This window comes from Leifsonia sp. fls2-241-R2A-40a, from assembly GCF_030209575.1.
In the GTDB taxonomy this organism is placed as follows: Bacteria; Actinomycetota; Actinomycetes; order Actinomycetales; family Microbacteriaceae; genus Leifsonia.
The window spans coordinates 1,097,437-1,120,716 of sequence record NZ_JARVRS010000001.1; the positions used below are offsets into that span (position 1 = coordinate 1,097,437).

Sequence of the window (23,280 nt, forward strand, 5' to 3'; positions counted from 1 at the left end):
AGCAGGCACCGATGTTGGTCACGGGCTCCTCGCAGAGCGATTTCGCCGCGGCACTCCAGGACGCTATGGGACAGCAGCCGGCCAACGGCGACATCCCGCGACGCTACGAGATCGTGCGGGCGTGGGTCGACGTCGGCGGCATCGCCGGCACCTGGTTCCGCTGCGACGTCGCGGTAACCGGGCCGGACGTCCCGGGCGATGACCAGGGCTGAGCCGCCGCGGGTCAGCGCCGAAGCACGCTCGGACGCGGAAGGTCGAGCTCTTCGAGCAGGTCGCCGAGCATCCGGTCGAGTTCGAAGCCTGCCTGGGTGATCTTGTTGTTGCCGAAACTGCCGAGCCGGCTGCTCGGCTGGTCGACGCTGAGCACGGTGCCGCCGGCCTTCGTCGCGTGCAGTTCAACGCGCAGCGGGGTATAGAGCAGCGCGCCCGGGTCGTGGCGGAACATCCGCGCCGCGGTCGCGTAGTCGCCGATCAGGTAGACGGCGCTCGGGATGTCGGCGCCGCCCACGCGCATGACCGGGGTCGGGTGGTCGGTCCAGAACCGGATGAAGCGGTGGATGCCCGGGCCGCCCGTCTCCAGCGACAGCCTCCGCCAGTCGGCGCCGGAGGACAGCAGTTCGCGGAGGTGGGCGACGTCGAGCGGGGGGACCTCCGCCTCGAACGCGCGACGCAGCGTGCCGAACGTAACCGCCGCCTCCAGTTCGATGCGGTTCACCGACACGGGGATGACGCGCTCAGTCGCGGGAAGGGCCATCCGCCCATTCTCGCCCCACGGCGACCGCGCAGAGTCCGCGCGAGGTCAGCCCTCCGTCAGCCCAGTCCGGTGACGCCCCGCTTCCGCGGCACCTGCGGCAGCTGGGCGGCGGAGCCGTCCGCGCCCAGCCGGGCGACGTATGCCCGCTCGCGCTCGAGCGTGTCGGTCTCGACGGTTCCGTAGCGGGCCGGGTCGGGGCGGTCCGCGTCCTGCTCGACCGTCAGCAGGCCGTCCGGGTCCTTCGGGTCGCGGATCCCGGTCAGCCGCGCATCCAAGGTCGACTTGTCCTCGTCGTGACCGCGCCGCTCCGCGTCACCGCTCGTCGCATCCATGCACACCACCATCGGCGCGTCCGGGAGGCGGAGCAAGGGGTCAGGCGGGTTTCGTCGCCCGCAGCGTGAAGCTGAGCGGCGCGACCCCGTCGAGCGCTCCCAGCGCGAACTCGCCGTCGGGCCGGGCGACCATCTGGCCGGGCAGCGCCTCCCACGGCACGCTGTCGTGCTCCTGCAGGAGGTCGATCCGGAGTCCCGCCTCGATCAGGGCCGTGACGATCTCGCCGAGGGAGTGGTTCCACTCGTACGTGCGCGTCGCCGTGATCGGCCGGTCGGTCTCCACGTACGTGGCGTCCGAATCCCATTCGATCGGCTCGGTCTGCTCGAAATACGGGAACCGCAGATGCAGGTCGTCGTCGATCCGCTCATCCATGGTCCAGAGGATGGGGTGGCCCTCGCGAAGGAACAGCGAGCCGCCCGGTGCCAGCAGGGCTGCGACGACGGCGGCCCAGGGCTGGATGCGCGGGAGCCAGCACAGCGCACCCACGCCGGTGTAGACGAGGTCGAACGAGCCGGGTTCGAGCACGGATGCGGCGTCGTACACGTCCGACACGACGAAGTCGACGTCGTCTTCGGTGTCGGCGACGAGCCGGCGCGCCTCCGCGATCGACACCTCCGAGAAGTCGAGACCCGTCACGCGCGCTCCGAGACGCGCGAGGGAGAGCGTGTCGGTGCCGATGTGGCACTGCAGGTGGGCGACGCGCAGTCCCTCGACCGAGCCGAGTCGTGGCAGGTCGAAGCGCACGACCTCGGAGAGCGCCTCACGGTCGTCGATGTACTGCGACACCCGGTAGCCGTGCGGTCCACGGTCGGCGTGCGCGGAGGCACGGTCGTCCCAGTTGGCGCGGTTCGCGTCGGTGTAGTCGGACATGGCTGCCGCCTTCCGCCCGGCCGGCGCCGAGCCTGTCAGCCTAGCGCAGCGCCCGTTTCGTCCGGCCCATTGCAGCTGTAACCGCAGCCGCGGGAACCGCGCCGCAGGCTGGCCTCGGCACTACCTCGCGGAACTGGGTGTAGTAACAGCACAGCCCCCCGGACAAGATATCCAGGGGGCTGCGACCGTGGCCTTCATTCTGGTGAAGACTCGCAAACCTCTACACGACGTGAGTTACCAGAAGAGCCGTGTAGATCATCCAGCATCCGGCAGCGACGTAGCCGCCCGTGCTCTGCACAGGCTGCCCCTTGCGCCCGTAGTGGATCGCGAACACTACGAAGAACGCGGAGAGGGTCCCGAAAGTAATCACGTTCAGCGCGTCCGCCACCTCGGCATGACGCGTGAGTTGCAGAATCACCTGGGCCGCGATACTCGCCAGAACGACTCCGAGCAGAGCCCACATGAGAAGGACCAGTAGGGGCCGCTTGAATGCGCGAGAAGTCGTAGTCATCTCATTTGTTCCTTCGGCGAGGCACGCCTTGATGCCCCAGATAGAAGAGGCTGTTGCCCAGACTCCGACGCCCGTTGAGGTCGAGACCAATCCTGCACCTGTTCCTGCGATGGCAATGATGCAGTCCAGGCTGGCACGGGCCGGATTACCGGGCTGTCCATTGAGGGTCAGGTAGTACGCGGTCGTAGTCCACTTCTTAAGGGGCTGCTGCCCTCTCACCCACTCAGACGCAGTCCACCCTCGGTCGTGACGCGGAGCCGCGAACATTTTCCGCGGCCGCTGGGTGCTGTGCTCCTCAGCGGCGAATCAGTGCCAGAAGGGAGTTCAAATCGCAGAGCCGGCGTCAGTGGCTTCGAGTTCCCGGGTCCCCGCCCGCACGCGGGCGGAAGGAAGGTCGGCCGGCTCGCCGCGGTCGGCGCGCACCAGGGCGATTCCGCCCAGGATGAGCAGGCCGCCGAGAAGCTGGAGCACGGTCAGCCGCTCGCCGAGCAGCAGCCACGCGTAGATGGTCGCCGCCACGACCTCGAGGAGCCCGGTGAACGAGGCAAGACGGGATCCGAGCAGTTCGGTCGCGGTGATGCTCGCGGCGTAGGCGATCGCGGTCGCGAACACGCCGACGATAACGAGGGGGACCCACCATGCCGTCGCCTGACCGAACAGAGGGACATCGGCGAAGCTGACGGTGACCGGGAGGAGCCCGGTGGCGCCTACCGCGCCGAGCGCAAGCGCTCCGAGCAGCAGTCCGCCGGCGGCCAGCGCGACCGGTGGCAGCCCGTCGCTCGGACGCGCGGCGATCAGGTAGAAGGCGGCGCAGCCCACCATCGCCAGCACCGCGAGCAGCAGCCCGAGGGGATCGAGCCCGCCACCGCCGTCCGGCGACACGACGAGCACGAGACCGCCGACCGCCACCGCGGACCCGATCAGCACCACCGCACGCGGAGCCCGCCGGCTGAGCACCCACGCCACGACGACGAGGAGCACCGGCGCCAGGTACTCGACGAGGATGCCGGTGCTGACCGGGATGCGCTGGATCGCCGCGAAGTACAGCACCTGCGTGCCGGCCACTCCGATCAGCGCCATCCCGAGCACGCGCCAGCGTCCACGCCAGACGGCCGACCAGCGACCGCGGAGCGCGACGAGCGCGAACGGCAGCAGCACGACCCCGCCGATGAATGCGCGTGCGGTGACCGCCGCGGTGGGCGACCATCCACTCTCCAGCAGCGGCTTGATGAACGCTCCGGACATCCCGAACGTCGCGGCGGACAGCACCGCGATGAGAAGGCCGAGCGTGGTCGGGTGCCGGTGCGTCATGGGGTCACCTGTCAGGGTTGAGAGGGATGATGGTCCTGACGCTAGCCCCGTCGCGAGTAAGGAGTCAACTTGCATTTTGCCCCTGACACGGTGGATGCGCTGGAGTTCGCCGTCGCTCTGTGCGACACCGACCCGGGCGCCTCCCGTAGCGGCGACGACGAGCTCGCGACGACCGCTCAGCTGGCGCAGCTTCTCGCGGAGAACCGCTACTCCGGCCGCGTCGACGGCGACGAGGCCGAGCTGCGCGACGTGCGGGCGACCCGCGAGCGCGTGCGCCTCACCTGGGCGCTGGACCGCGACGCCGCCGCCCTCGAAGTGAACGCCATGCTCGCCGAAGCCCACGCCCTCCCCTACCTCATACGTCACGACGGCTTCGACTGGCACCTCCACGCCACGTCCCTGGACGCGCCGCTCGCCGAACGCATCCGCGTCGAGATCGCCCTCGCCCTCGTCGACGTGATCCGCTCCGACCAGCTGGACCGCCTCCAGGTCTGCGCCGCCGACGACTGCACGGGCCTCGTCCTCGACCTCTCCCGTAACGGCTCGAAGCGCTTCTGCAGCGTCCGCTGCGGCAACCGGATGAACATGATCGCGTTCCGCGCGCGGAAGGAGCAGGCGGGGTAGCGCCGACCTGGACGAGTCGATCGACTCGGCCGGCGGTCAGGCGTTCAGCGACTTCCTGGACGAATCGGGCTGACTCGTGCCGCTCGGCTGACGGGCGACCGCCACCCCGTCCATCCGCACGAGCACCAGCCCCGCGAGGATGCACGCCCCGCCGATGAACTGCAGCGGTCCCGGCCGCTCTCCGAGCAGCACCCAGGCGAGACCCGCCGCGAACACCACCTCGGTCAGCCCGGCGAAGGACGCCAGCCGCGATCCGAGCCGCCGTGAGCCCGCGAGGCTCAACGAGTACGCCAGTGCGGTCGCGACGACGGCCACGATCCCCATCGGCATCCACCACGGCAGCGTCGCCCCGCCCAGCATCACGGGCTGTGCGGACGCGGTGAGCGGCAGCAGCCCGGTGACGCCCACGGCGACCGTGGCCACGGCCCCGACCAGCAGCCCGCCGCCGACCAGAGCGAGCGGCGGCAGCCCCGGCGTGGGCACGGCGGAGATCAGGTAGTACCCGGCCAGGCAGACGGCCGCCGCCAGCGCGAGTGCGACGCCCGCCGCATCCCTCGCGCCGCCGGAGTCGAAGGGGTCGACGACGAGCACCACGCCGATGACGCTCGCAACCGCGCCCGCGGCCACGACGAACCGCACCGGGGTTCCCCGGAGCCAGCCCAGCACCACGATCAGCACCGGGGCGGAGTACTGGATGAGCAGCGCGACGGCGACGGGAAGCCGCTGGACCGCCGCGAAGTAGAGCACCTGCGTTCCGGCGACCGCGATCAGGCCGTAGCCGAGCACGAGACGCCAGTAGCGCAGCAGCGGGCGCAGGTCACCGCGCAATGCGATCAGCGCGGGCCCGGCGAGGATCAGCCCGCCCAGCGCGACCCGGACGGCCACTGCCGCGGCGGGCGACCAGCCCGCGTCCAGCAGGGGCTTCAGCAGGATGCTGCTCGTGCTGAACGACAGCTGCGCGGCGAGCATCACCACCAGCCCGAGACCGAGACCCCGGCGACTCACCGGCTCACCGCGTCAGAAGTCGGACAGGTTCGCGCGGATGCCCCCGTCGCCGAACTCGGTGCGCAGGATCCCGCGGCGCCGCAGCACCGGGACGAGTTCGTCGAGGTAGCGGTGCAGGGTGACCGGGTGCAGGTCTCCCGAGAAGATGAAACCGTCGTTGTCGGCCTCCTCCCCCAGCTCCTCGATGAAATCGGCGATCTGCTCGGCCGTGCCGACGAACCCCGCCCGCTCGGTGATCAGGCCCTTGACGGCCTTCGGGGCGATCAGCTCGCGGAGGGTGACGCCCTCGCGGACGCCCTGCTTGCCGAAGAGGCCCTTGATGCTGCCCTGCGACACGTGGTCACCGAACACCGACACGTCGAACGGCTCGTCGAGCGAGAGCCTGGTCAAGTCGGTCTCCAGGTCGCTGGACTGGCCGGCCAGCTCCCGGTACAGCTCCTCATCGGTGGGATGCTTCGACGCCTCCACCACCCGGCGCGCCTCTTCGTCGCTCGCGACGACCTCGGGCTTGAACACGAACAGGACCTTGATGGAGTCCGGGTGCCGGCCGGCAGCGACCGCCGCCGCACGGACCTTCGCGCGGTAGTCGCGGATGCTCTGCGCATCCAGCGGGGCGAGGGCCAGCTGAACGTCCGAGTGCGTCCCGGCGAAGGCGATCCCGCGCGGAGACCCGCCCGGCGACACGATGGCGGGGTCGCCGTCGGTGAACGGCACCGCATTGAGCGGACCGGCCACCCGGAAGTACTCGCCCTCGTGCTGGAACGGCCGGATCTTCGAGCCGTCGGCGAAGTGGCGCGTCGCGGCGTCCAGCACGAGCGCGTCGTCATCCCAGCTGTGCCACAGCCGGCGGATGACCGTCAGCCACTCCTCGGCGCGGTCGTAGGCGGCGTCGTGCGAAAGCGCCGGGAGGCCGAGGTGACGGGCGCTGCCGACGTCCGTGACCACGTTCACCCCGAAGCGGTGCCCGCTCAGGTGGTGCAGGCTCGCGAACTGCCGCGCGGCGACATACGGAGGGTAAGCGCCCGCGTTGATCGTCGGGGCGACCCCCAGGTGCCGGGTCGCATCCAGCAGGTAGGGCGACAGGATCAGCGGATCGTGCTTCGGTCCGCCGTACGCTTCGCGGACGCGCAGGTCGACGGTGTCCGGGAAGCCGAGCGAGAGCGCGTCCTCGATGATGACGAGGTCCAGGCCCGCCTGCTCCAGCTCCCGGGCGGACTGCTGGTAGATGTCGGGCCGCTTCCAGTCGTAGCCCCACTCCCAGTAGGGGCGTCCCCAGCCCTGCGGCCCGAAGCCGCGGCTGAAGAACCAGCCGAAGTGCTGCAGTCGTGCCATGGTCTCCTCCTACCGTCCCGCCGCCGCGACGACGGCATCCGCCACTGTCGCGTCCGCCGTCGCCACCGCCGCGATCCCTCGCGCCAAGTCCGCGATCAGGTCGTCCGGGTCTTCGAGGCCGATCGACAGCCGCAGGAGGCCGTCGCCGATGCCCGTCTCCTCCCGCACCTCCCGGCGCAGGTGCGCGTGGGTGGTGGATGCGGGGTGCAGGATGAGCGAGCGGACGTCGCCGATGTGAGTCATCCGGCTGAACAGCTCGACCGAGTCGTAGAACCGTTCGGCGGCCACCGATCCGCCGGCGAGCGTGAAGCCGAGCACGGCGCCCTGCCCCTTCGGGAGGTACCGCAACGCCAGCGGGTACGACGGATGCGACTCCAGGCCCGCGTAGTCCACCCGCGACACCTCCGGCTGCGCCTCCAGCCAGCGGGCGACGGCGAGCGCCGTGTCCGACTGCCGTTGGACCCGCAGGGACAGCGTCTCCACGCCCTGCTGGATGAGGAACGCGTTGAGCGGGGACAGCACCGGCCCGAAGAGGGACGCCACCACCGAGCGCGAGAAGGCCGTGTAGGCCGCGGCACCGTGCGCCTCGACATAGCTCGCGCCCTCCAGCCATTCGTCCGGACCGGTCAGGTGCGCGAACGGGGAGGAGGCCCAGTCGTAGCTCCCCTGATCCACGACGACGCCGCCGAGGGTCGAGCCGTGACCGCCCAGGTACTTGCTCGCGGAGTGCACGACGATGTCCGCCCCGTGGTCGCCCGGGCGCAGGAGGTAGGGAGTGGCCAGCGTGTTGTCGACGATGAAGGGGACGCCGGCCTCGCGGGCGACCGCGGCGACACCCGCGATGTCGAGGATGTCGGTGCCCGGGTTCGCGATCGACTCGCCGAACAGGGCGCGGGTGTTCGGCCGCACCCGACGGCGCCACTCGGTCAGGTCCGTCGGGTCGTCGACGAACTCGATCTCGATCCCGAGTCGGCGCAGGCCGTTCTCGAACAGGCCGCGGGTCCCGGAGTAGACGCTCTGCGCCGACAGGATGTGGTCGCCCGCTTGCACGAGTCCGAGGAGCGCGACCGTCAGCGCGGCCTGGCCGCTTCCGACGGCGATGGCCTCGCGCCCTCCCTCCAGCGCGGCGACGCGGCGCTCCAGCGCGGCGGTCGTCGGGTTCCCGGAGCGGCTGTACGTGTAGCCGGGCTCATCGCCGCCGAAGCGTCCCTCCGCCTGGGCGTAGCTGTCGAACTCGAAACCCGCGGTCAGGTAGATGGGCGTGACGCGGGCGCCGTGGGCGGCGTCGCGGGCCTCCCCCGCGTGCACCTGTGCTGTGCTGAACTCCGACATTCCCCCATGGTGGGGCACCGCCTCCCCGGGATCACCCTCTGTTGCGGAAAGCTACGTCCGCCTGGGTGAGGCCAGGCGGCTGGCGATCGTGCCGGGCGCTGCCATCCAGCACGGGATGGGTTACTCTGGTCGCGCGATATGCGAACGCGGCGTTCGCATAATGAACGCGACTCTTACGACGAAGTGAGGACACCGTGCAGTTCCACCACCACGGCTACGTATCCGGCGACCCGCGCATCCACGAGCCTGCGGGCACAGGGATCGACCGGCCCGCCGAGCTGCCCGACGAGGTCGACGTGCTCATCGTCGGAACGGGCCCCGCCGGCATGATCGCCGCCGCGCAGCTGGCCCAGTTCCCCGGCGTGGTGACCCGGATCGTCGAGCGCCGCCCCGGCCGGCTCGCGATCGGACAGGCGGACGGCATCCAGGCGCGCAGCGTCGAGACCTTCCAGGCGTTCGGCTTCGCGGAGCGGATCATCGCCGAGGCGTACCGCATCACCGAGATGGCGTTCTGGAAGCCGGACCCGACCGACCCGTCTCGCATCGTCCGCACGGCCCGCCCGGTCGACGACCCGACCGGCGTGAGCGAGTTCCCGCACCTGATCGTGAACCAGGCGCGCGTGCTCGACTACTTCGCCGAGGTGATGGCGAACTCGCCGTCGCGCATGACGCCCGACTACGGCTACGAGCTCGTCCGGCTCGAGGTGGGTGAGGGCGAGCATCCCGTGGCCGTGACGCTGCGACGCACGGCCGGGCCGGACGAGGGCACCGAGCGCGTCGTCCACGCCCGGTACGTCGTCGGCGCGGATGGGGCGCGCAGCAAGGTCCGTGAAGCGATCGGCTGCCACCTCGCCGGCGACCAGGCGAACCACGCCTGGGGGGTCATGGACGCCCTCGCCGTCACCGACTTCCCCGACATCCGCACGAAGTGCTCGATCCAGTCGGAGGCGGGAAACATCCTGCTGATCCCGCGTGAAGGCGGCTACCTGTTCCGGATGTACGTCGACCTCGGTGAGGTCGCCCCGGACGACAAGGGGGCCGTGCGGCAGACGACGATCGACCAGATCATCGAGCGCGCGAACGCCATCCTCCACCCGTACACGCTGGATGTGCGCAACGTCGCCTGGCACAGCGTCTACGAGGTCGGGCACCGCCTCACGGACCGTTTCGACGACGTGCTGCCGGAGGAGCTCGGAATGCGCACGCCGCGCGTCTTCATCACCGGCGACGCCTGCCACACGCACAGCGCGAAGGCCGGGCAGGGCATGAACGTGTCGATGCAGGACGGCTTCAACATCGGCTGGAAGCTCGGCCACGTGCTCGACGGCCGCGCCCCCGAGTCGCTGCTGGCGACGTACTCCGCCGAGCGCCAGGTCGTCGCGCAGAACCTGATCGACTTCGACAAGGAGTGGTCGACCCTGATGGCGAAGAAGCCTGAGGAGTTCGAGAGCCCGTCGGAGCTGGAGGACTTCTACGTCGCCACCGCCGAGTTCCCGGCGGGGTTCATGACCCAGTACGCGCCATCGCTCATCGTCGGCGAGGCCGCGCACCAGCAGCTCGCGACCGGCTTCCCCGTCGGCAAGCGGTTCAAGTCGGCTCCGGTCGTGCGCGTGTGCGACGGCAACCCCGTGCACCTCGGGCATCACGCCCGGGCCGACGGCCGCTGGCGCATCTACGTGTTCGCGGACCGCGCTCGTGCGGGCAAGACGTCGGGCGTGGCGGGCCTCGCCGAGTGGATGTCGTCCTCGCCCGAGTCGCCGCTCGCCGCGACGCCGGAGGGTGCCGATCCCGACGCCTGGTTCGACGTGAAGGTCGTGTACCAGCAGGACCACGCCTCGGTCGACCTCGGCGCCGTGCCGGAACTGTTCCTCCCCCGCGTCGGCCCGTTCGGGCTGATCGACTACGAGAAGGTGTACGCCGCCGACCCCGCCGACGACATCTTCGAGACGCGCGGGATCGACCGCGACGGCGCGATCGTCGTCGTGCGGCCCGACCAGTACGTGTCGGCCGTCCTCCCGTTGAGCGCGACGGACGAGCTCGCGGCGTTCTTCCGCCCGATCGCCCGCTCGCGGACGCTGGCCCGCTAGCCGCCGACGCTGCCTTCGCGCGCTCCGCCGATCCCGGACTTCCCGGAGCTGCCGAAGCCGCCCTTCAGCGGCGCACGCTCGCCGGCCGCTGCGCCGGCGGGTGCGCGCTGCACGACATCCGGTTGCAGGTTGGCGCTGGTCCAGGAGAAGCCGCCGTCGCGGACCGGCGACCACGAGGCGACCCGGTTGCTGTTCCACAGCGAGGCTCCCCACAGGATGGGGCCGATCCAAGGCGAATGGTAGTGACCGGGATAGGACGCGGACGATTCGCAGAGCGACTCGGGGTCGTCGTCCACGTCGTTGCCGTCCGCCCGGAGCGCGGCGAGCTGCTCGGTCACGTCCGCAATGCAGTCCTCCCGCGTGCGGTACTCGGGCCGCCTGGCGTCGTCCGGGAGCACGTACGTCGAGCCGTCGGAGGCGACGCGGACGGTCCCCTCCTCGTCGGCCGCGCACCCGGCGAGCAGGAGGGTCGCCGCAGCCAACGTGGTCACGCCGACGACGGCGCGCGGAAGCGCCCGGTGGGCCGCGGCGATTCCGCTGAGGGCAATGGGCCGCTGACTACGCACGCCGTTCCTCCTCGATGCCGTCGTCGATGAAGTGCGGCACGAACTCGGCCAGATCGCCCGTGATCGGGCCGCTCGTCTCGCGCAGGTCCATGCCTGCCGGGCTTTCGCCGACGACCCAGGATCCGATCACCGCCGTCTTGTCCGCGATCGGCGCGAAGCGCGCCCGCTGCTGGTGGACGTATCCCTCGTCGCCGTACGGCCCCTCCTGCTCGGCGACCACGGCGCCCTCCCGATCGAACACCGTCACATTGGCGCCCTCGCGGCCGAGCCGCGGCTTGCGGACGAACGCGTCGCCGGCGAGCGCGGCGGCATCCGCGAAGGCGGGGAGCAGGTTCGGGTGCCCGGGGAAGAGCTCCCACAGCACCACGAGGAGCTGCTTGTTGCTGAGCAGGAGCTTCCACGCCGGCTCCACCCAGCGCGTGGTCTCGCGGCTCTGCAGAAGGAAACCGCCGAACTGCTCGTTCACCATCCACTCCCACGGATACAGCTTGAAGATGTGGCTCACGGTTTCGCCGTCGCCGTCGAGGTAGCGCGCGGCGTCGACATCCCACTGCAGGTCCTCGATGTAGACGAGCTTGGGGTCGAAGCCGGCGGCCTTCGCGGTCTCTGCCATGTAGGCGACCGTCTCGAAGTCTTCGACGATGAGCTGCCCGTCGCCCGAGTCGTGCAGCGAGGCGAGGTGCAGACGCGCCCCCTCCGGCAGCGACCAGCGTTCGCGCCGGATGTGCTCCCACTGCTCGATCAGCTGCTCGTGCAGTGAGTTGAACTGATCCGCGCCGCTTCCGCGCACCTCCGTCAGCCACTGCCACTGCGCGACGGCCGACTCCACGAGGGAGGTGGGCGTGTCGGCGTTGAACTCGAGCAGCTTGACCGCGCCTTCGCCGTCGTAGGCGAGGTCGAAGCGGCCGTACACGGTCGGGTCGTCGTCGTCCCACGACTCGGCGACGAGGTCGTGGAACCGCGAGGGGATACCGAACTCGGCGAAACGGCGGCGACGCACCACGTGTTCGACGGCGTCCATGCAGCGGTCGAAGAGCTCCTGGGTCGCCGCCTCGATCAGCTCGACCTCGCGCAGGGTGAACGCGTAGGCGGCATTCTCGTTCCAATACGGCCGCCCGCCCTCGGACGGCAGGTCGTAGAACGTGAACCCGATCTCGTCCAGCCGCGAGCGCCAGTCGTCGCGGGGCGTCGAGTCCACCCGCCGCATCTGCCGGCCCCCTCACCGCCGGCTTCCGGCGTTCGTCGAACGACAGCGTAACCGAACCCGAGAGGGCACAGTGCCGGGCTAGCCTGACGACGTGGCCCCCTTCGAGACGATCGCCGACGGCGTGCACGCGGTGCGCATCCCGATGCCCGGCGGCGGGCTGCCGTTCAGCCTCGCGTATCTGGTGGAGGATGACCGCTCGCGGCTGCATCTCGTCGACCCCGGATCGCCGACGGAGGCCGCCGTATCGACGCTGCTCGCCGCGGTGGATGCGCTGGGTCGCGCACCGCGCGACGTGGCCGCGATCGTGGTGACGCACCTCCACGCCGACCACGCCGGCGCGGCCGCCGCCGTGCGCGAGGCCACCGGAGCACCGGTGCTCATGCACGCACGCGAGGCGGAGGCGCTGAACGCGATCGAGGACGGGCTGCCCGTGCCGGACCTGCAGGCGTGGGGTGTCCCCGAGGAGCGCCGGCCCGAGCTGCTGGCGGTCACCTCGGCACCGGTTCCGCCGGGCGCCGGCCGGCCGGATGCGCTGCTGGCCGACGGCGACGTGCTCGACATCCCGGGCCGCAGCGTTCGCGTGCTCTGGACGCCGGGCCACACCCCCGGGCACCTCTGCCTGCACGACCAGGGTGCGGACCTCGTCTTCACCGGCGACCACGTGCTGCCGACCGTCAACTCGGGGCTCGGCCTCGGCGGGCCGTCCGTGACGAATCCCATTGCCGACTACCTCGCCGGATTGACGCGGGTCGGCGAGCTCGGCGGCCCCGGCGTGCAGGCCCTTCCCGGCCACGAGCGAACGTTCTGCGGGCTCGCCGAGCGCTGCGCCGGGCTGCGCGAGCACCACCTGCGGCGAGCGCGGGAGGTCGCCGCCCACCCCGGCGGCACCGTCTGGGAGACCGCGAGCGCCCTGACCTGGACGGGCGGCTGGGATGCGCTGGCCGGCTTCACACTGCTGTCGGCCCTGTCGCAGACCGCGCTGCACCGCGACTTCGTCGAACGCGGCGGCCTCGAGGCGGCCTGAGCCGACGGGATCAGCGCCCGCCGGTCTCTTTCAACGCGAGAACGGCCTCGGCCACGGGCGTGTGACGACGATTCAGCTCGTCGGACCAGCTCCCCACGAGCTGCAGGGTGGCCATCCGGAAGGCGAGGGCTCGCAGGAGCAGCTGCCGCCACTCCGGCTGGCCCCGATCGTCGCCGAGCCGATCCAGGGGGTACCCGTGCCAGCACGCCGCGTCCGCCACGACGATGGCAGCGGCGTAGCCGGCGGGACGCCAGTACGGCGCCCAGTCGATGACCGCCGGCGGACGGCCGCTCGAGAACAGGACGTTGCCGAGCAGATCGCCATGGATCAGTTGGGCAGGGAGGTCGACGGCTCGGGTTGCCGCGCGCAGGCGATCGAGCAGCTCATCCCGAACGCCTCCCTCCTCACCCCACGCGATCCGATCGGCACGCGCCCAGGCGTGATCGCGCCGGTCGAGGAAGGCGGGCAGCTCCACCCCGCGGAGCGCCCGGTGGAACGCCGCGCCGGCACGGAGCACGTCGTCCGTCCGAGAGGGATCGGCAGCTCCCGGGACCCACCGCATCGCGTGCCATCCCTCGCGCGTCCATGCTCCCCTCTCGTCCCGGATCGGCTCGGGGACGCAGAACTCGGCGGAGCCCTCCAGAGTGCTGAGGACATCCGACGCCCACTCCGTCTCCCCGAGTGCTTCGGCGGGCCGGAGCACCACCGAGCCGGCCCTCCACGTCACCCCGCGGCCTCCCTCCAGACGCGTGACGGGTCCGGCTCCCCCGAACGCCGCCACGACCGACGCAGAAGGGGCCGCACCGGGAGGCGGTGGCACGCCGGTCAGCGCAGATCCGCTTCGATGGCGGCGGCCGCCTCACGCAGGCGTCCGCCGATCGCGTCGGCATCGACGTCGTTGGTGACGTAGACGACCGCCAGGGCGGCGACCGGCTGTCCGGGAGCGCTCACGGGTACCGCGATGGAGGCGAGGCCGGCGATGACCTCGTCGTGGCTGGTCGCGTACCCGCGCTCCCGCGCCACCGCCGCGTCGTCGCGCGGGTGCTCGCCGGGAAGCGCCCGCCACTGCGCCTCCGTGAGATTCGACTGGATGGCGATCCCGGGGGCGCCCGATGCGAGGGGGTGGCGGGTCCCGGGGCGCTGTGCGACCGTCGCGTGGGCGTGCGACGGTTCCACGGTCACGAGCGTCACCACGTCGTGGCGGTCGAGCACGGCGAGGAAGGCGGTCATGCTCAGCTCGTTGGCGACGGCCGTGAGCTGCGGCAGTGCCGCCGACTGCAGGTCGCGCGACACGGCGCGGGCGAGGGTGGCCATCCGCGGGCCGAGCTCCACGGCCCCGGCGGCATCGCGGACGACGAGCCCGTGATCCTCGAGCGTGCGCAGGATGCGGTACGCGATCGACCGGTGCAGCCCGAGCCGGGAGGCGATCGCTGGGATGGTCAGCGGTTCGCCCGCGTCGGCGAGCAGCTCCAGCATCCTGATGCCCCGCGACAGCGTCTGCAGTGGGGGCGTCTGTCCGCCAGCGGGCGCGGCGTCGTCGGTATGGCGCATGTGTTCGATTATAGAAACGGTCAGCGGGCCACGCCGTCGAAGAAGCGCAGCACGGCCGGCATTGCTTTGTTCGCGATGCTGCCGTGCGTCGCGCCGGCGACCGGGTCATAGGTGACGTCGGTGCCGCGCTGCTTCTCGAGCGCCACGAAGGCGGAGGTCGAGGAGGGCCGCACGAGGGAGTCGCTCAAGCCCTGCGCGACGAAGAGCGGCATGGGGAGGGCCGAGGCGCCCGGCGTGTTGGCCGCCAGCAGCTCCGCCCAGGGCTGCGTCGTCTCCGGATCGCCCGCCAGGAAGCGCCCGACCAGCGGCTGCGCCACATCGTGCAGGGTGCGATTCTGCGTGAGCAGGCAGAAGCCGGTCATGGTCGGCAGCGCCGCGACCGCCGCCGGGGTGAGGATGGAGTCGAGCGGCGCGTCGTACACGCTGGAGTAGGCGTCGAAGGCGTACGACGCGATGCTGACCCCGGAGACGTCGCCGATGTCGGCGCGCAGCAGCGGAGCCAGGTCGGTGGCCGGTGCCGCGACGGCGACGCCGCGCACCTCCAACTCGGGCGCGTACCGCTTCCACGCCTGCGCGGCGAACAGCGCTGCCTGGCCGCCCTGCGAATGCCCCCACAGCAGCACACGGTCGCTCGCCGCCGCGCCGAGGACCGCACGGGCGGCCCGCGCTGCGTCCAGCACGTTCCGCCCTTCGGTCTCGCCGACGAGGTACGAGTTCGGCCCGGCGACGCCCATCCCGGTGTAGTCCGTGGAGACGACCGCGTAGCCCTGCTTCAGCAACCCGGTGAGTCCCTCCATCCACACGTACGGATCGACCGAGCGGGAGGGAGCGCACTTCTCCGCGCTGCCGGTGGTGGCGTGCGCCCATGACACGACCGTGCGGCCGCCGGCCGGAGCTTTCCCGTCCGGCTCCACCAGCATCCCGCTGTTCAGGACGGCACGGCCCGACTGGTCGGTGGAGCGGAACAGGATGCGCCAGGCCGTCGCGCCCTGCGGACCGCCGGCCGCGAGTTCGGACCGGACCACCGTTCCCGGAGTACCGGCGGCACTCGGCGGATCGTCGTAGAAGTGCCCGGTGTACGGACGCGCGAGCACGTCCTCCTCACCGCGGATCTCCTGCGAGCACCCGGCGAGCAGGGCGGCGGCCAGCACGACCGCGAGGGAGGCCGCCATGTACCGTCCGCTCGCCCGCATCCGCACGCCTCATGGTCGCACGACCCGGGCAGGCGCGCCCACCCGTTCTCGCGCTGTCAGGCGGGAATCGAGGTGCGGGTGTTGACGACGTCGACGCGGGCGTCGATGAACGAGTGCACGCTCTCGTGGATGTGGTACTGCGTGTGCGAGAGGCGGTCGCCCCGGCTGTGCAGCAGTGCGCGGGCGGCGGCGCGTCGGGCGCGGATGCGGCCCAGCGCGACCCCGACGGCGACCACCACTGCGAGCACGACCAGCGCCCCGGCCCCGTCGACGACGGCGCTCCACGACGGCTCGACCACCGTCAGCGCGACCGCCCAGGCCGCGGCCGTCACCGCGAGCAGGGAACCGCCGCTCCACAGCGCGCTCCGGGCCAGTCGCAGGGGCCGGGCCGCGAGCACTGCACGAGCCTCAGCGGACTCGCGCTCGTGCTGCCGGCGCCGTTCCTTCGCCCAGTGCAGGTCGCGCTCGTGGCGCCGGGCGAGCAATTGGGCCTTGTCGTGGGCATGGTTGTAGGAGGTGGTGTGCACGATACGTCCTTTGCGCGTTCGGGTTCTCCCGCGGGCCGGTTCTTCGGGTCGGCGTCGCGGGGCTCAAGACAGTAACTCGGGTGTGACAAGCGCGAGCATAGCCAGAAAGACCGGTCTGTGGGTCGTTTGGAGGACAAGAGGCTGTACCCCAATCCGGGCGACATGGATGCCGTCCACCGCACGCTGTTAGGGTGTGCCTTTCCGAACGGAGTCCGGAAGGGGAACGGATGCGCAGACCGCTCGTCGTCGCACTGCTGGCCGTGGCCGTGGTGCTCGTCGCGGTCGGTGTCGCCTTCGCTGTGACCGCGGGCGGTCGTACGGGGACGGCTCCTGCGGCTGCCGGGACGTCGGCGACAGCGTCTCCCGGCGGCACGGCGACCGCCGCCGCCGGGCCCCGATCGCCGGCGTTCGCATCCACCCGCCTCTATCTCGACCCGAACACCGAGGCGGCGGCCGCTGAGAAACGGTTCAGCTCGGACGGCGATCCCGCCGCCGCCTCCTTCGCCGGCCGCATCGCCGAGGTTCCGACGGCGGTGTGGCTGGGCGAGTGGTTCCAGGGCGACCGGTTGTCGACCGAGCTCCGGAACGATATCGCCGATGCCCGCTCGCAGAAGGCGACACCCGTGTTCGTGGCCTACGCGATCCCCAACCGCGACTGCGGCGGGTACTCGAAGGGCGGCCTCGCCGCCGACCAGTACCTGCCCTGGATCCGCAGCATCGCATCCACTCTCCGGGGCAGCGACGCGGTCATGCTGCTGGAGCCGGACTCCCTCGCCATGCTCTCGGAGCCCCAGTGCGACGGCACCGCCGCGACACGCTTGCCGCTGCTGCGGTCGTCGGTGCGCATCCTCGAATCCGCCGGCGTCTCGACCTACCTCGACGGCGGGAACGGCCGCTGGCTGTCCGCTACCCAGCAGGCCTCCTGGCTCACGCAGGCCGGGGTGAAGGATGCGCACGGTTTCTTCACGAACGTGTCCAACTTCGATACGACGCAGCACGAGCGCGACTACGCGGGGCGTCTCTCGTCGAAGGTCGGCTGGAAGCACTACGTGATCGATGTCTCCCGCAACGGCAAAGGGTGGACGGGCACGTGGTGCAATCCCCCCGGCGCCGCCCTGGGCGAGAACCCGAAGGTGACCGAAGGGTCGGGCAGCAAGCTGGATGCGCTGCTCTGGGTGAAGCACCCGGGAGTCAGCGACGGAAGCTGCAACGGCGGGCCGGCCGCGGGGGTCTGGTGGCAGGCAGGCGCAGAGGCGCTCGTCCACGGGAAGGAGGGCTGACGTGACCGCCTGTGAACGGCTCGCCGAGGCGTGCGCGGGGATCGCAGCGCGCGCCGCCGGTTCCGGCGAGTTCCTGCGCGAGCTCGGACACGAAGTCGCGGGCGTCCGCCGCGGACCGCTGTGGTTCCTCGACGCCGGTCGCGGTGGTGCGAACCGCATCCGCGGCCGCGGGTTCCGCCGCCACGTCGACGACGGCACGGAGGGACAGGCGCGGCACTTCGCGGGCATCGTCGCGGTCGCGGCGCGGCTCGGGCCGCGTGCGACGCGCTGGCTCTCCATCCACGTCGGCCGGGATGCGCCCGACTCGGCCGACGGGCGGCTGACCGACCACGCCGTCGACTTCGTCCGCCTGATCCTGGCGGGCGAGCTCCCGCTCGAGGAGACGGACGCCTGGGTCCGCGCGACGATCTGCGCGGGGTCCTCCGCCTAGTCCGCCTTGTCCGTCCTGTCGGTCTCCGGCAGGTGCGTGCCGCGGTGGATCTCGTACAGGGTGGCGTGCCCGGGAGAGTCCGGATCGTCGACGATGGGCTTGTCCGCCATGAACAGCCGGATGGCGTGGGCCAGCTCGCCCGGATGACTGAAGTTGATCGCGTGCGCAGCGCCTTCGATCCGGACCACCAGCACGTGGTTGTCGGTGGCGGACGCGATCGCCTGAACCCGGTCCGGGTGCGGCAGCAGCGGGTCCCGGTCGCCGATCACGACGAGGGTGGGCAGCCGCAACTCGAGGAGCCGCTGCAGCGAGGGGTAGTGCGTCATGGCGCTGAACAGCTTGAAGGTGCTGGGCACCCCGAAGCGCAGATAGTCGGGCGTCGCGACCCGCATCATTCGCGGTGGTTCCCGGCCGCCGTCGCGGGTGAGCTGGCCGACCGCGCGCCGAAGAGGGCTGTTGTAGGCGCCGCCGGCAGGCGATACGAGGATGGCCCGCTCGAGCCGCTCGGGATAGTGGTGCGCGAACTCGAGGATCACCGGACAGCCCATCGAGTTCCCCACCAGGGTGACCTTCTCGATACCCCGGTCGTCGAGGAAGCGCGCGGCTGCATGCGCCAGGTCGGGGATGTCGAGGCCGTTGGGCACCTTCCCGCTGCGACCGAAGCCGGGCAGGTCGGGCACGAGCGTGTGGAACTCGTCGGCGAGGCGTTCGGCGGTGGGCAGCAGGTAGCGCCCGGAGAGTCCGAAGCCGTGCACGTGCATCATGGCCGGCGCGTCGGGCGGACTGGGCGACTCCCGGTAGAACACGTCGACGCCGTCGACCGTGGTCCACCGCTCCGCCAGACCGGATGCCGGGCGCCTGGGAAGGCGCCTCGGCGCGCTCGTCGTTCCCATATGGCCGATGATCCTCGCGGCGGGCACGCTCGCGCAATGCTCTTGTGTGTCAGGCGAGGAGCGCCCGGAACCCCGCGTAGTCGGTGAGCCGGCCGAGGCCTGCGGTCGTCGCGGATTCGTGTCTTCCCACCACGACGGCACGCGCGCCGGAGGCGACCGCGGCGGCCAGCCCGGCCTCCGCGTCCTCGAAGACGACGCAGTCCGCGATCGGCACGCCGAGGAGTTCGGCCGCGCGCTGGTACCCCTGCGGGTCGGGCTTGCCACGCTCGACGTCCTCCGCCGCCACCAGCACCTCCGGCACCGGAACGCCCGCGGCGCGCATCCGGGCCACGGCCAGCTCGCGCGGGGCGCTCGTGACGACCGCGACCGGTGCGCCCTCGGCCAGCAGCCGCTCGAGCAGCGCCACCGCGCCCGGGATCTCCACGATCCCGTCGGTGCGGCTCACCTCCTCGGCGACCAGCTGACGCACGAGTCCGGCCCGTTCGACATCGCTCAGCGCCGGCAGGAAACGCGTGACCGTATCCAGGGCCTGGCGCCCATGCGAGTACGCGAGCAGCGCCACCGGGTCGATGCCGTGCCGCTGCGCGAACGCCGTCCACACGGACTCGACGACCGCCGTCGAGTCGACGAGCGTCCCATCCATGTCGAACAGGAACCCGGCCGCCTCGATCTCATCCACCTTCCGAGCTTAGGAGACGTGCTGAGACCGAAGCGGCCGGGTCGCTCACACCAGGGCGCCCGAGAAGCGCGCCGGGCGGAACGTGTCGAGCAGCGGCGACTTCTCGCCGGTGAGGATCTCGCGGGCGAGCAGTTCGCCCGCGATCAGCCCCAGGGTGGCACCGCTGTGGGTGAAGGCGACGAAGTAGCCGGAGAGCTGCTCCAGCTCGCCGAGGACGGGGTCGCCGTCTCCCGGGATGGGCTTGCCGCCGATTCCGAAGCCGTCGAGCGCGAGCGCGGGGTTGCCGGCGAGCACGCGGGACGCCTCCTCCAGCAGACGGTCGACGACGCCGTCCGGCACGGTGACCGAGCCGTCGTCGCCGACGATCAGCGCCTCCTCCGACCAGGCCGAGTCGAGGGCGAGCGCGCCGGACGGCGTCGGGCGGACGGCCACGTTCGGCGTGTTGAGCACCGCCTTCAGCTCCGTCTCGACCGGCTTCGTCCAGACCAGGAGGGCCGTGGGGCTGCCGTCCTCGATGGTGATGCCGTGCTCGGCCACCTGAGCCGGGACGTCCGGACCGGTCGCGAGCAGTACCGCGTCGCCGCCGAAGCGACGGCCGTCCGCGGTCAACGCACCGACGGCGCGGCCGTCCTCGACCAGGACCACAGCGCGCCCGGCGCCGGTGACGAGACGTCCGCCGCGGGCGGTGAACTCGGCGGCGAGGAACGCGATGAGCGACGGCAGGTCGACCCAGCCCTCCCCGGGGTTGAAGATGGCGCCCTCGGCGGCGAGGGCCGCGGGGTCGACGCCCGGCGTCCACTCGGCCACGTTCGAGGCGGTGACCCACTGGGCGTCGTAGCCGATCGAGCGCTCGTGGTCGAGGATCGACGCGAAGGACTCGCCGTCCGGCGCCCAGGTCAGGCCGCCGTCGAAGCGGAGGAAAGCCGACACGTCGGAACGCGCCGCGAGCGTGCGGTAGCGGTCGATCCCGAGCTGGCGGAGGGCGTGGTACTCCGGCGAGCGCAGGCCGGCGGTGTTCAGCCACGAGAGCGACCGCCCGCTGGCGCCGCTGGCCAGTTCGCCCTCGGTCAGCAGCGTCACGTCGGCGCCGGAACGGACCAGGTGGACCGCCGTGGAGACGCCGAGGATGCCGCCACCGATGACGACGACGCGGGAACGGATGGATGGCGTGGTCATGGTGCTCACTTTCGGTTCTGAGTGTGAATGGTGTCGATCAGTTCGAGGGCCGCGAGACTGTCTCGCGGGTCGACGGGCAGTGCGGCGCCGTCCCGGAAGGATGCGGCCAGTCGCCCGTAGAAGTCGGCGTAATCGCCGGGTGCGAGCGGGATCTCGTCGGGGTGCGCGTCCGTCCCCAGGCGGGCCGGCGCGCTCGCGCGGCCGAGCCGCGGGTCTCCCGGGCGCATCCCGCCGGCGAGCTGCGCCTCCTGCGGGTCGAGGCCCCAGGAGACGAAGCCGGAGCGGGAGCCGAGCACACGGAAACGCGGCCCGGCGATCGGGGCGACCGCGCTCATCCACAGGTGGCTGACGGTTCCCGACTCGTGCTGCAGGACGACGAACGCGTCGTCATCCGCACGGCCCCCGCGCCGGTTGTGGAGCTCGGCGTGGGAGACACGACCGGGTCCGAACAGCAGCAGCGCCTGATCGATCAGATGCGCGCCGAGGTCGAACAGGATACCGCCGCCCTCGCCTGCGTCGGTGGTCGACTTCCACGAGTCGTCGGCCGACGGCTTCCACCATTCGAATCGCGACTCGAAGCGGCGTACGTCGCCGAGGGAGCCATCGTCGACCAGGCGGCGCAGAGTGAGGAAGTCGCCGTCCCACCGGCGGTTCTGGAAGACGGTGAATGGCACGTCTGCGGTCTCCGCCCGCTCGATCAGCACACGGCCCGACAGGGTGTCGGGTGCGAACGGCTTGTCGACGACGGTCGCCAGTCCCGCGGCGATCGCAGCCTCGGCGTGCGCGACGTGCAGCGGGGTGGGCGAGGCGACGACCACCAGGTCCAGTCCGGGATGCGCGAGCAGCGCATCCACATCGGGCACCGCCGTCGCGTCCGGGTGGTCTGCGGCCAGCCGGTCCGTCTGCGAGGTGACGACCGCCGCCAGTTCGAACGCGGGATCCGCCGCCAGGAACGGCGCGTGGAAGACCCGCCCGGCGACCCCGTAGCCGATGAGGCCGACGCGGATGGGGCCCCCGCCGCTCACAGCACCTCCGAAAGGAAGCGCTGCAGGCGCGGGCTCTGCGGACGGTCGAACAGGTCGTCCGGACGGCCGGCCTCCACAACGCGACCCTCGTCCATGAAGACCACCTGGTCGGCGACCTTGCGGGCGAAGTTCATCTCGTGTGTGACGACGACCATCGTCATCCCCCGGCGGCCCAGGTCGGCCATCAGGTTGAGCACGCCCTTCACGAGTTCCGGGTCGAGAGCGCTGGTGACCTCGTCGAACAGCATCACCTCGGGCTCCATGGCCAGCGCACGGGCGATCGCCACGCGCTGCTGCTGACCGCCGGAGAGGTCGCGCGGGCGGTGATCCATCCGCTCTCCGAGCCCCACCTCGGTCAGCCGCTCCTCGGCGACCCGCTGTGCTTCCGCCTTCGGCATCCGCTTGACGCTCCGCAGAGCGAGCATGACGTTCTGCAGCGCCGTGTGGTCCGGGAACAGGTTGAAGTGCTGGAACACGAGACCGATCCGGCGGCGCAGCGCATCCGGCTTGGCGCCGAGGATGCTGACGCCGTCGAGCAGCACGTCGCCGCTCTTCGGCTCGTGCAGCCGGTTGATGCCGCGGAGCATGGTCGACTTGCCCGACCCGGAGGGGCCGATCACGCAGGTCGTGGTGCCCGGCGCGACCGACAGCGTTACACCGCGCAGCACCTCGATGTCGCCGTAGGCCATGGTCAGGTCGGTGAGGTGGAGGGCGGACCCCCGGAAGTCGGGCTTCTGCTGCGCCGGCAGCGGAGAGGTGTAGGTCATGTGTTGCTCCCGTAGGTCAGGGCTGCCGGGGTCTGGACCTCGTCCAGCTCGTCCAGACCGCTCTTGGGCGGCGCCGGCTTGCGGCGTCCGGTGCGGAACCGGTTGTCGAAGTAGTTGACGAGGTGCGTCAGCGGGACGGTGATGACGAGGTAGAACAGTCCGGCGAGCACCAGCGGCGACAGGTTTCCGGTCAGCACAGCGGCGTCCTGTCCGACTCGGAACAGCTCGCGCTCACCGACCAGGAGGCCGAGGAAGTACACCAGGCTGGAGTCCTTCACGATCGCGATGAACTGGTTGACCAGCGCCGGAAGAACGCGGCGGATGCCCTGCGGCACCACGACCAGCCGCATCGCCTTGGCGTAGCTGAGGCCGAGCGCGCGGCAGGCCTCCAGCTGTCCGCGGTCGACGCTCTGGATGCCGGCGCGGAAGATCTCGCCGATGTACGCGGCCGCGATGAGCGACAGCGCCAGGATGCCCAGCGGATACGGCGACGGCCCGAACACCGACTGCGAGAACCGTGCGAAACCCTGGCCGATGAGCAGGATGGTGAGGATCGCCGGCAGGCCGCGGAACACGTCCGTGTAGATGCGTGCGGGGATGCGCAGCCAGCGGGAGGTGGAGATCCCCATGACGGCGACCACCATGCCGAGCACGACGCCGATGACGGTCGCCGCGATCGAGATGATCAGCGTGTTGACGAGCCCGACTCCGAGGAGCTGCGGGAACACCTGCAGCATCGACGGGATGTCGAAGAAGGTGTGCGTGATGGTGGTGAGCCAGTCCATGGGGATCTCCCTGATCGC

The 23,280-nt window shown here is 71.3% G+C and carries 26 protein-coding genes; 6 read left to right on the forward strand and 20 right to left on the reverse strand.

Annotated elements, in window-relative coordinates; translation table 11 throughout:
- Positions 1-11: 11 nt before the first annotated feature.
- Positions 12-212, forward strand: a complete 201-nt coding sequence (locus tag QRN40_RS05490) for a hypothetical protein (RefSeq protein WP_285114500.1) — start codon at positions 12-14, stop codon at positions 210-212.
- 11 nt (positions 213-223) lie between these two features.
- On the opposite strand, the gene QRN40_RS05495 is transcribed toward QRN40_RS05490, so the two are convergent.
- The 5 genes from QRN40_RS05495 to QRN40_RS05515 all read right to left on the reverse strand — a co-directional run bounded on the left by QRN40_RS05495 (position 224) and on the right by QRN40_RS05515 (position 3,779).
- A complete protein-coding gene (locus QRN40_RS05495; RefSeq protein WP_285114501.1) occupies positions 224-754 on the reverse strand; it encodes a DUF302 domain-containing protein in 531 nt (176 codons plus the stop codon).
- A 56-nt stretch (positions 755-810) separates the two neighbouring features.
- The gene (locus QRN40_RS05500; protein ID WP_285114502.1) at positions 811-1,086 is read right to left on the reverse strand and encodes a hypothetical protein; all 276 of its coding nucleotides are present in this window, start codon (positions 1,084-1,086) and stop codon (positions 811-813) included.
- A 40-nt stretch (positions 1,087-1,126) separates the two neighbouring features.
- Positions 1,127-1,957 (reverse strand): class I SAM-dependent methyltransferase, encoded by an 831-nt coding sequence (locus QRN40_RS05505; protein WP_285114503.1) that lies wholly within the window; start codon positions 1,955-1,957, stop codon positions 1,127-1,129.
- A 220-nt stretch (positions 1,958-2,177) separates the two neighbouring features.
- Positions 2,178-2,468 (reverse strand): hypothetical protein, encoded by a 291-nt coding sequence (locus tag QRN40_RS05510; RefSeq protein WP_285114504.1) that lies wholly within the window; start codon positions 2,466-2,468, stop codon positions 2,178-2,180.
- 324 nt (positions 2,469-2,792) lie between these two features.
- Positions 2,793-3,779, reverse strand: a complete 987-nt coding sequence (locus tag QRN40_RS05515) for a DMT family transporter (protein WP_285114505.1) — start codon at positions 3,777-3,779, stop codon at positions 2,793-2,795.
- Positions 3,780-3,848: 69 nt separating this feature from the next.
- Between QRN40_RS05515 and QRN40_RS05520 the strand changes: the two genes are divergently transcribed.
- The gene (locus tag QRN40_RS05520; RefSeq protein ID WP_285114506.1) at positions 3,849-4,403 is read left to right on the forward strand and encodes a CGNR zinc finger domain-containing protein; all 555 of its coding nucleotides are present in this window, start codon (positions 3,849-3,851) and stop codon (positions 4,401-4,403) included.
- 36 nt (positions 4,404-4,439) lie between these two features.
- Here the strand turns inward: QRN40_RS05520 and QRN40_RS05525 are convergent, their stop codons facing one another.
- From QRN40_RS05525 to QRN40_RS05535, 3 genes are read right to left on the reverse strand one after another with little or no spacing between them, the layout of a single operon-like run.
- Entirely contained in the window at positions 4,440-5,408 is a 969-nt protein-coding gene (locus QRN40_RS05525) for an EamA family transporter (protein ID WP_285114507.1), read from the reverse strand.
- Between the two features lie 12 nt (positions 5,409-5,420).
- On the reverse strand, positions 5,421-6,740 hold the full coding sequence (locus QRN40_RS05530) for an NtaA/DmoA family FMN-dependent monooxygenase (protein WP_285114508.1): 1,320 nt from the start codon (positions 6,738-6,740) through the stop codon (positions 5,421-5,423).
- 9 nt (positions 6,741-6,749) lie between these two features.
- The gene (locus QRN40_RS05535) at positions 6,750-8,072 is read right to left on the reverse strand and encodes an O-acetylhomoserine aminocarboxypropyltransferase/cysteine synthase family protein (protein ID WP_285114509.1); all 1,323 of its coding nucleotides are present in this window, start codon (positions 8,070-8,072) and stop codon (positions 6,750-6,752) included.
- A 194-nt stretch (positions 8,073-8,266) separates the two neighbouring features.
- On the opposite strand from QRN40_RS05535, the gene QRN40_RS05540 reads away from it, so the two are divergent.
- Positions 8,267-10,159: an FAD-binding monooxygenase gene (locus QRN40_RS05540; RefSeq protein ID WP_285114510.1), complete on the forward strand. Its 1,893-nt coding sequence runs from the start codon at positions 8,267-8,269 to the stop codon at positions 10,157-10,159.
- On the opposite strand, the gene QRN40_RS05545 is transcribed toward QRN40_RS05540, so the two are convergent.
- Together QRN40_RS05545 and QRN40_RS05550 are read right to left on the reverse strand one after the other, a co-directional pair.
- Positions 10,156-10,725, reverse strand: a complete 570-nt coding sequence (locus QRN40_RS05545) for a hypothetical protein (RefSeq protein ID WP_285114511.1) — start codon at positions 10,723-10,725, stop codon at positions 10,156-10,158. The two genes, QRN40_RS05540 and QRN40_RS05545, sit on opposite strands and share 4 nt — an antisense overlap.
- Complete coding sequence (locus QRN40_RS05550) at positions 10,718-11,923, reverse strand: glutathionylspermidine synthase family protein (protein ID WP_285114512.1); 1,206 nt, start codon at positions 11,921-11,923, stop codon at positions 10,718-10,720. Before QRN40_RS05550 ends, QRN40_RS05545 begins: the two co-directional genes overlap by 8 nt.
- A gap of 100 nt (positions 11,924-12,023) precedes the next feature.
- On the opposite strand from QRN40_RS05550, the gene QRN40_RS05555 reads away from it, so the two are divergent.
- Positions 12,024-12,956, forward strand: coding sequence for an MBL fold metallo-hydrolase (locus QRN40_RS05555; RefSeq protein WP_285114513.1), 933 nt, complete (start codon positions 12,024-12,026; stop codon positions 12,954-12,956).
- Positions 12,957-12,966: 10 nt separating this feature from the next.
- On the opposite strand, the gene QRN40_RS05560 is transcribed toward QRN40_RS05555, so the two are convergent.
- The 4 genes from QRN40_RS05560 to QRN40_RS05575 form a co-directional block, all read right to left on the reverse strand.
- Positions 12,967-13,683 carry a hypothetical protein gene (locus QRN40_RS05560; protein ID WP_285114514.1) on the reverse strand — a complete coding sequence of 239 codons (717 nt, stop codon included), beginning with the start codon at positions 13,681-13,683 and terminating at the stop codon, positions 12,967-12,969.
- A gap of 98 nt (positions 13,684-13,781) precedes the next feature.
- The gene (locus tag QRN40_RS05565; protein WP_285114515.1) at positions 13,782-14,507 is read right to left on the reverse strand and encodes an IclR family transcriptional regulator; all 726 of its coding nucleotides are present in this window, start codon (positions 14,505-14,507) and stop codon (positions 13,782-13,784) included.
- Between the two features lie 20 nt (positions 14,508-14,527).
- On the reverse strand, positions 14,528-15,700 hold the full coding sequence (locus tag QRN40_RS05570; protein ID WP_285114516.1) for an alpha/beta fold hydrolase: 1,173 nt from the start codon (positions 15,698-15,700) through the stop codon (positions 14,528-14,530).
- 56 nt (positions 15,701-15,756) lie between these two features.
- Entirely contained in the window at positions 15,757-16,227 is a 471-nt protein-coding gene (locus QRN40_RS05575; RefSeq protein ID WP_285114517.1) for a hypothetical protein, read from the reverse strand.
- A gap of 227 nt (positions 16,228-16,454) precedes the next feature.
- Here QRN40_RS05575 and QRN40_RS05580 point away from each other — a divergent pair, with 227 nt between their 5' ends.
- Both QRN40_RS05580 and QRN40_RS05585 read left to right on the forward strand, forming a co-directional pair.
- Entirely contained in the window at positions 16,455-17,507 is a 1,053-nt protein-coding gene (locus QRN40_RS05580; RefSeq protein ID WP_285114518.1) for a glycoside hydrolase family 6 protein, read from the forward strand.
- Position 17,508: 1 nt separating this feature from the next.
- Positions 17,509-17,937 carry a hypothetical protein gene (locus tag QRN40_RS05585; protein ID WP_285114519.1) on the forward strand — a complete coding sequence of 143 codons (429 nt, stop codon included), beginning with the start codon at positions 17,509-17,511 and terminating at the stop codon, positions 17,935-17,937.
- Here QRN40_RS05585 and QRN40_RS05590 read toward each other — a convergent pair.
- Genes QRN40_RS05590 through QRN40_RS05615 form a run of 6 tightly spaced genes read right to left on the reverse strand, consistent with a single transcriptional unit; the run spans position 17,934 to position 23,262 of the window.
- Positions 17,934-18,830, reverse strand: coding sequence for an alpha/beta fold hydrolase (locus tag QRN40_RS05590; protein ID WP_285114520.1), 897 nt, complete (start codon positions 18,828-18,830; stop codon positions 17,934-17,936). The genes QRN40_RS05585 and QRN40_RS05590 overlap by 4 nt on opposite strands.
- 49 nt (positions 18,831-18,879) lie before the next feature.
- On the reverse strand, positions 18,880-19,509 hold the full coding sequence (locus QRN40_RS05595) for an HAD-IA family hydrolase (RefSeq protein ID WP_285114521.1): 630 nt from the start codon (positions 19,507-19,509) through the stop codon (positions 18,880-18,882).
- Positions 19,510-19,554: 45 nt separating this feature from the next.
- Entirely contained in the window at positions 19,555-20,685 is a 1,131-nt protein-coding gene (locus tag QRN40_RS05600) for an NAD(P)/FAD-dependent oxidoreductase (protein WP_285114522.1), read from the reverse strand.
- A gap of 5 nt (positions 20,686-20,690) precedes the next feature.
- Positions 20,691-21,710: a Gfo/Idh/MocA family protein gene (locus tag QRN40_RS05605; RefSeq protein ID WP_285114523.1), complete on the reverse strand. Its 1,020-nt coding sequence runs from the start codon at positions 21,708-21,710 to the stop codon at positions 20,691-20,693.
- Entirely contained in the window at positions 21,707-22,477 is a 771-nt protein-coding gene (locus QRN40_RS05610) for an amino acid ABC transporter ATP-binding protein (protein WP_285114524.1), read from the reverse strand. Before QRN40_RS05610 ends, QRN40_RS05605 begins: the two co-directional genes overlap by 4 nt.
- Positions 22,474-23,262, reverse strand: coding sequence for an amino acid ABC transporter permease (locus QRN40_RS05615; RefSeq protein ID WP_285114525.1), 789 nt, complete (start codon positions 23,260-23,262; stop codon positions 22,474-22,476). The genes QRN40_RS05610 and QRN40_RS05615 overlap by 4 nt, the downstream gene beginning before the upstream one ends.
- Positions 23,263-23,280: the final 18 nt, after the last annotated feature.

What these genes read in the sequence shown, in the direction of transcription:
- QRN40_RS05490 (WP_285114500.1), top strand. Translation starts at nt 12, where the DNA reads ATGTTGGTCACGGGCTCCTCGCAGAGCGATTTCGCCGCGGCACTCCAG.
- QRN40_RS05495 (WP_285114501.1), bottom strand. Translation starts at nt 754, where the DNA reads ATGGCCCTTCCCGCGACTGAGCGCGTCATCCCCGTGTCGGTGAACCGC.
- QRN40_RS05500 (WP_285114502.1), bottom strand. Translation starts at nt 1,086, where the DNA reads ATGGATGCGACGAGCGGTGACGCGGAGCGGCGCGGTCACGACGAGGAC.
- QRN40_RS05505 (WP_285114503.1), bottom strand. Translation starts at nt 1,957, where the DNA reads ATGTCCGACTACACCGACGCGAACCGCGCCAACTGGGACGACCGTGCC.
- QRN40_RS05510 (WP_285114504.1), bottom strand. Translation starts at nt 2,468, where the DNA reads ATGACTACGACTTCTCGCGCATTCAAGCGGCCCCTACTGGTCCTTCTC.
- QRN40_RS05515 (WP_285114505.1), bottom strand. Translation starts at nt 3,779, where the DNA reads ATGACGCACCGGCACCCGACCACGCTCGGCCTTCTCATCGCGGTGCTG.
- QRN40_RS05530 (WP_285114508.1), bottom strand. Translation starts at nt 6,740, where the DNA reads ATGGCACGACTGCAGCACTTCGGCTGGTTCTTCAGCCGCGGCTTCGGG.
- QRN40_RS05535 (WP_285114509.1), bottom strand. Translation starts at nt 8,072, where the DNA reads ATGTCGGAGTTCAGCACAGCACAGGTGCACGCGGGGGAGGCCCGCGAC.
- QRN40_RS05565 (WP_285114515.1), bottom strand. Translation starts at nt 14,507, where the DNA reads ATGCGCCATACCGACGACGCCGCGCCCGCTGGCGGACAGACGCCCCCA.
- QRN40_RS05570 (WP_285114516.1), bottom strand. Translation starts at nt 15,700, where the DNA reads ATGCGGGCGAGCGGACGGTACATGGCGGCCTCCCTCGCGGTCGTGCTG.
- QRN40_RS05580 (WP_285114518.1), top strand. Translation starts at nt 16,455, where the DNA reads ATGCGCAGACCGCTCGTCGTCGCACTGCTGGCCGTGGCCGTGGTGCTC.
- QRN40_RS05590 (WP_285114520.1), bottom strand. Translation starts at nt 18,830, where the DNA reads ATGGGAACGACGAGCGCGCCGAGGCGCCTTCCCAGGCGCCCGGCATCC.
- QRN40_RS05600 (WP_285114522.1), bottom strand. Translation starts at nt 20,685, where the DNA reads ATGACCACGCCATCCATCCGTTCCCGCGTCGTCGTCATCGGTGGCGGC.
- QRN40_RS05610 (WP_285114524.1), bottom strand. Translation starts at nt 22,477, where the DNA reads ATGACCTACACCTCTCCGCTGCCGGCGCAGCAGAAGCCCGACTTCCGG.
- QRN40_RS05615 (WP_285114525.1), bottom strand. Translation starts at nt 23,262, where the DNA reads ATGGACTGGCTCACCACCATCACGCACACCTTCTTCGACATCCCGTCG.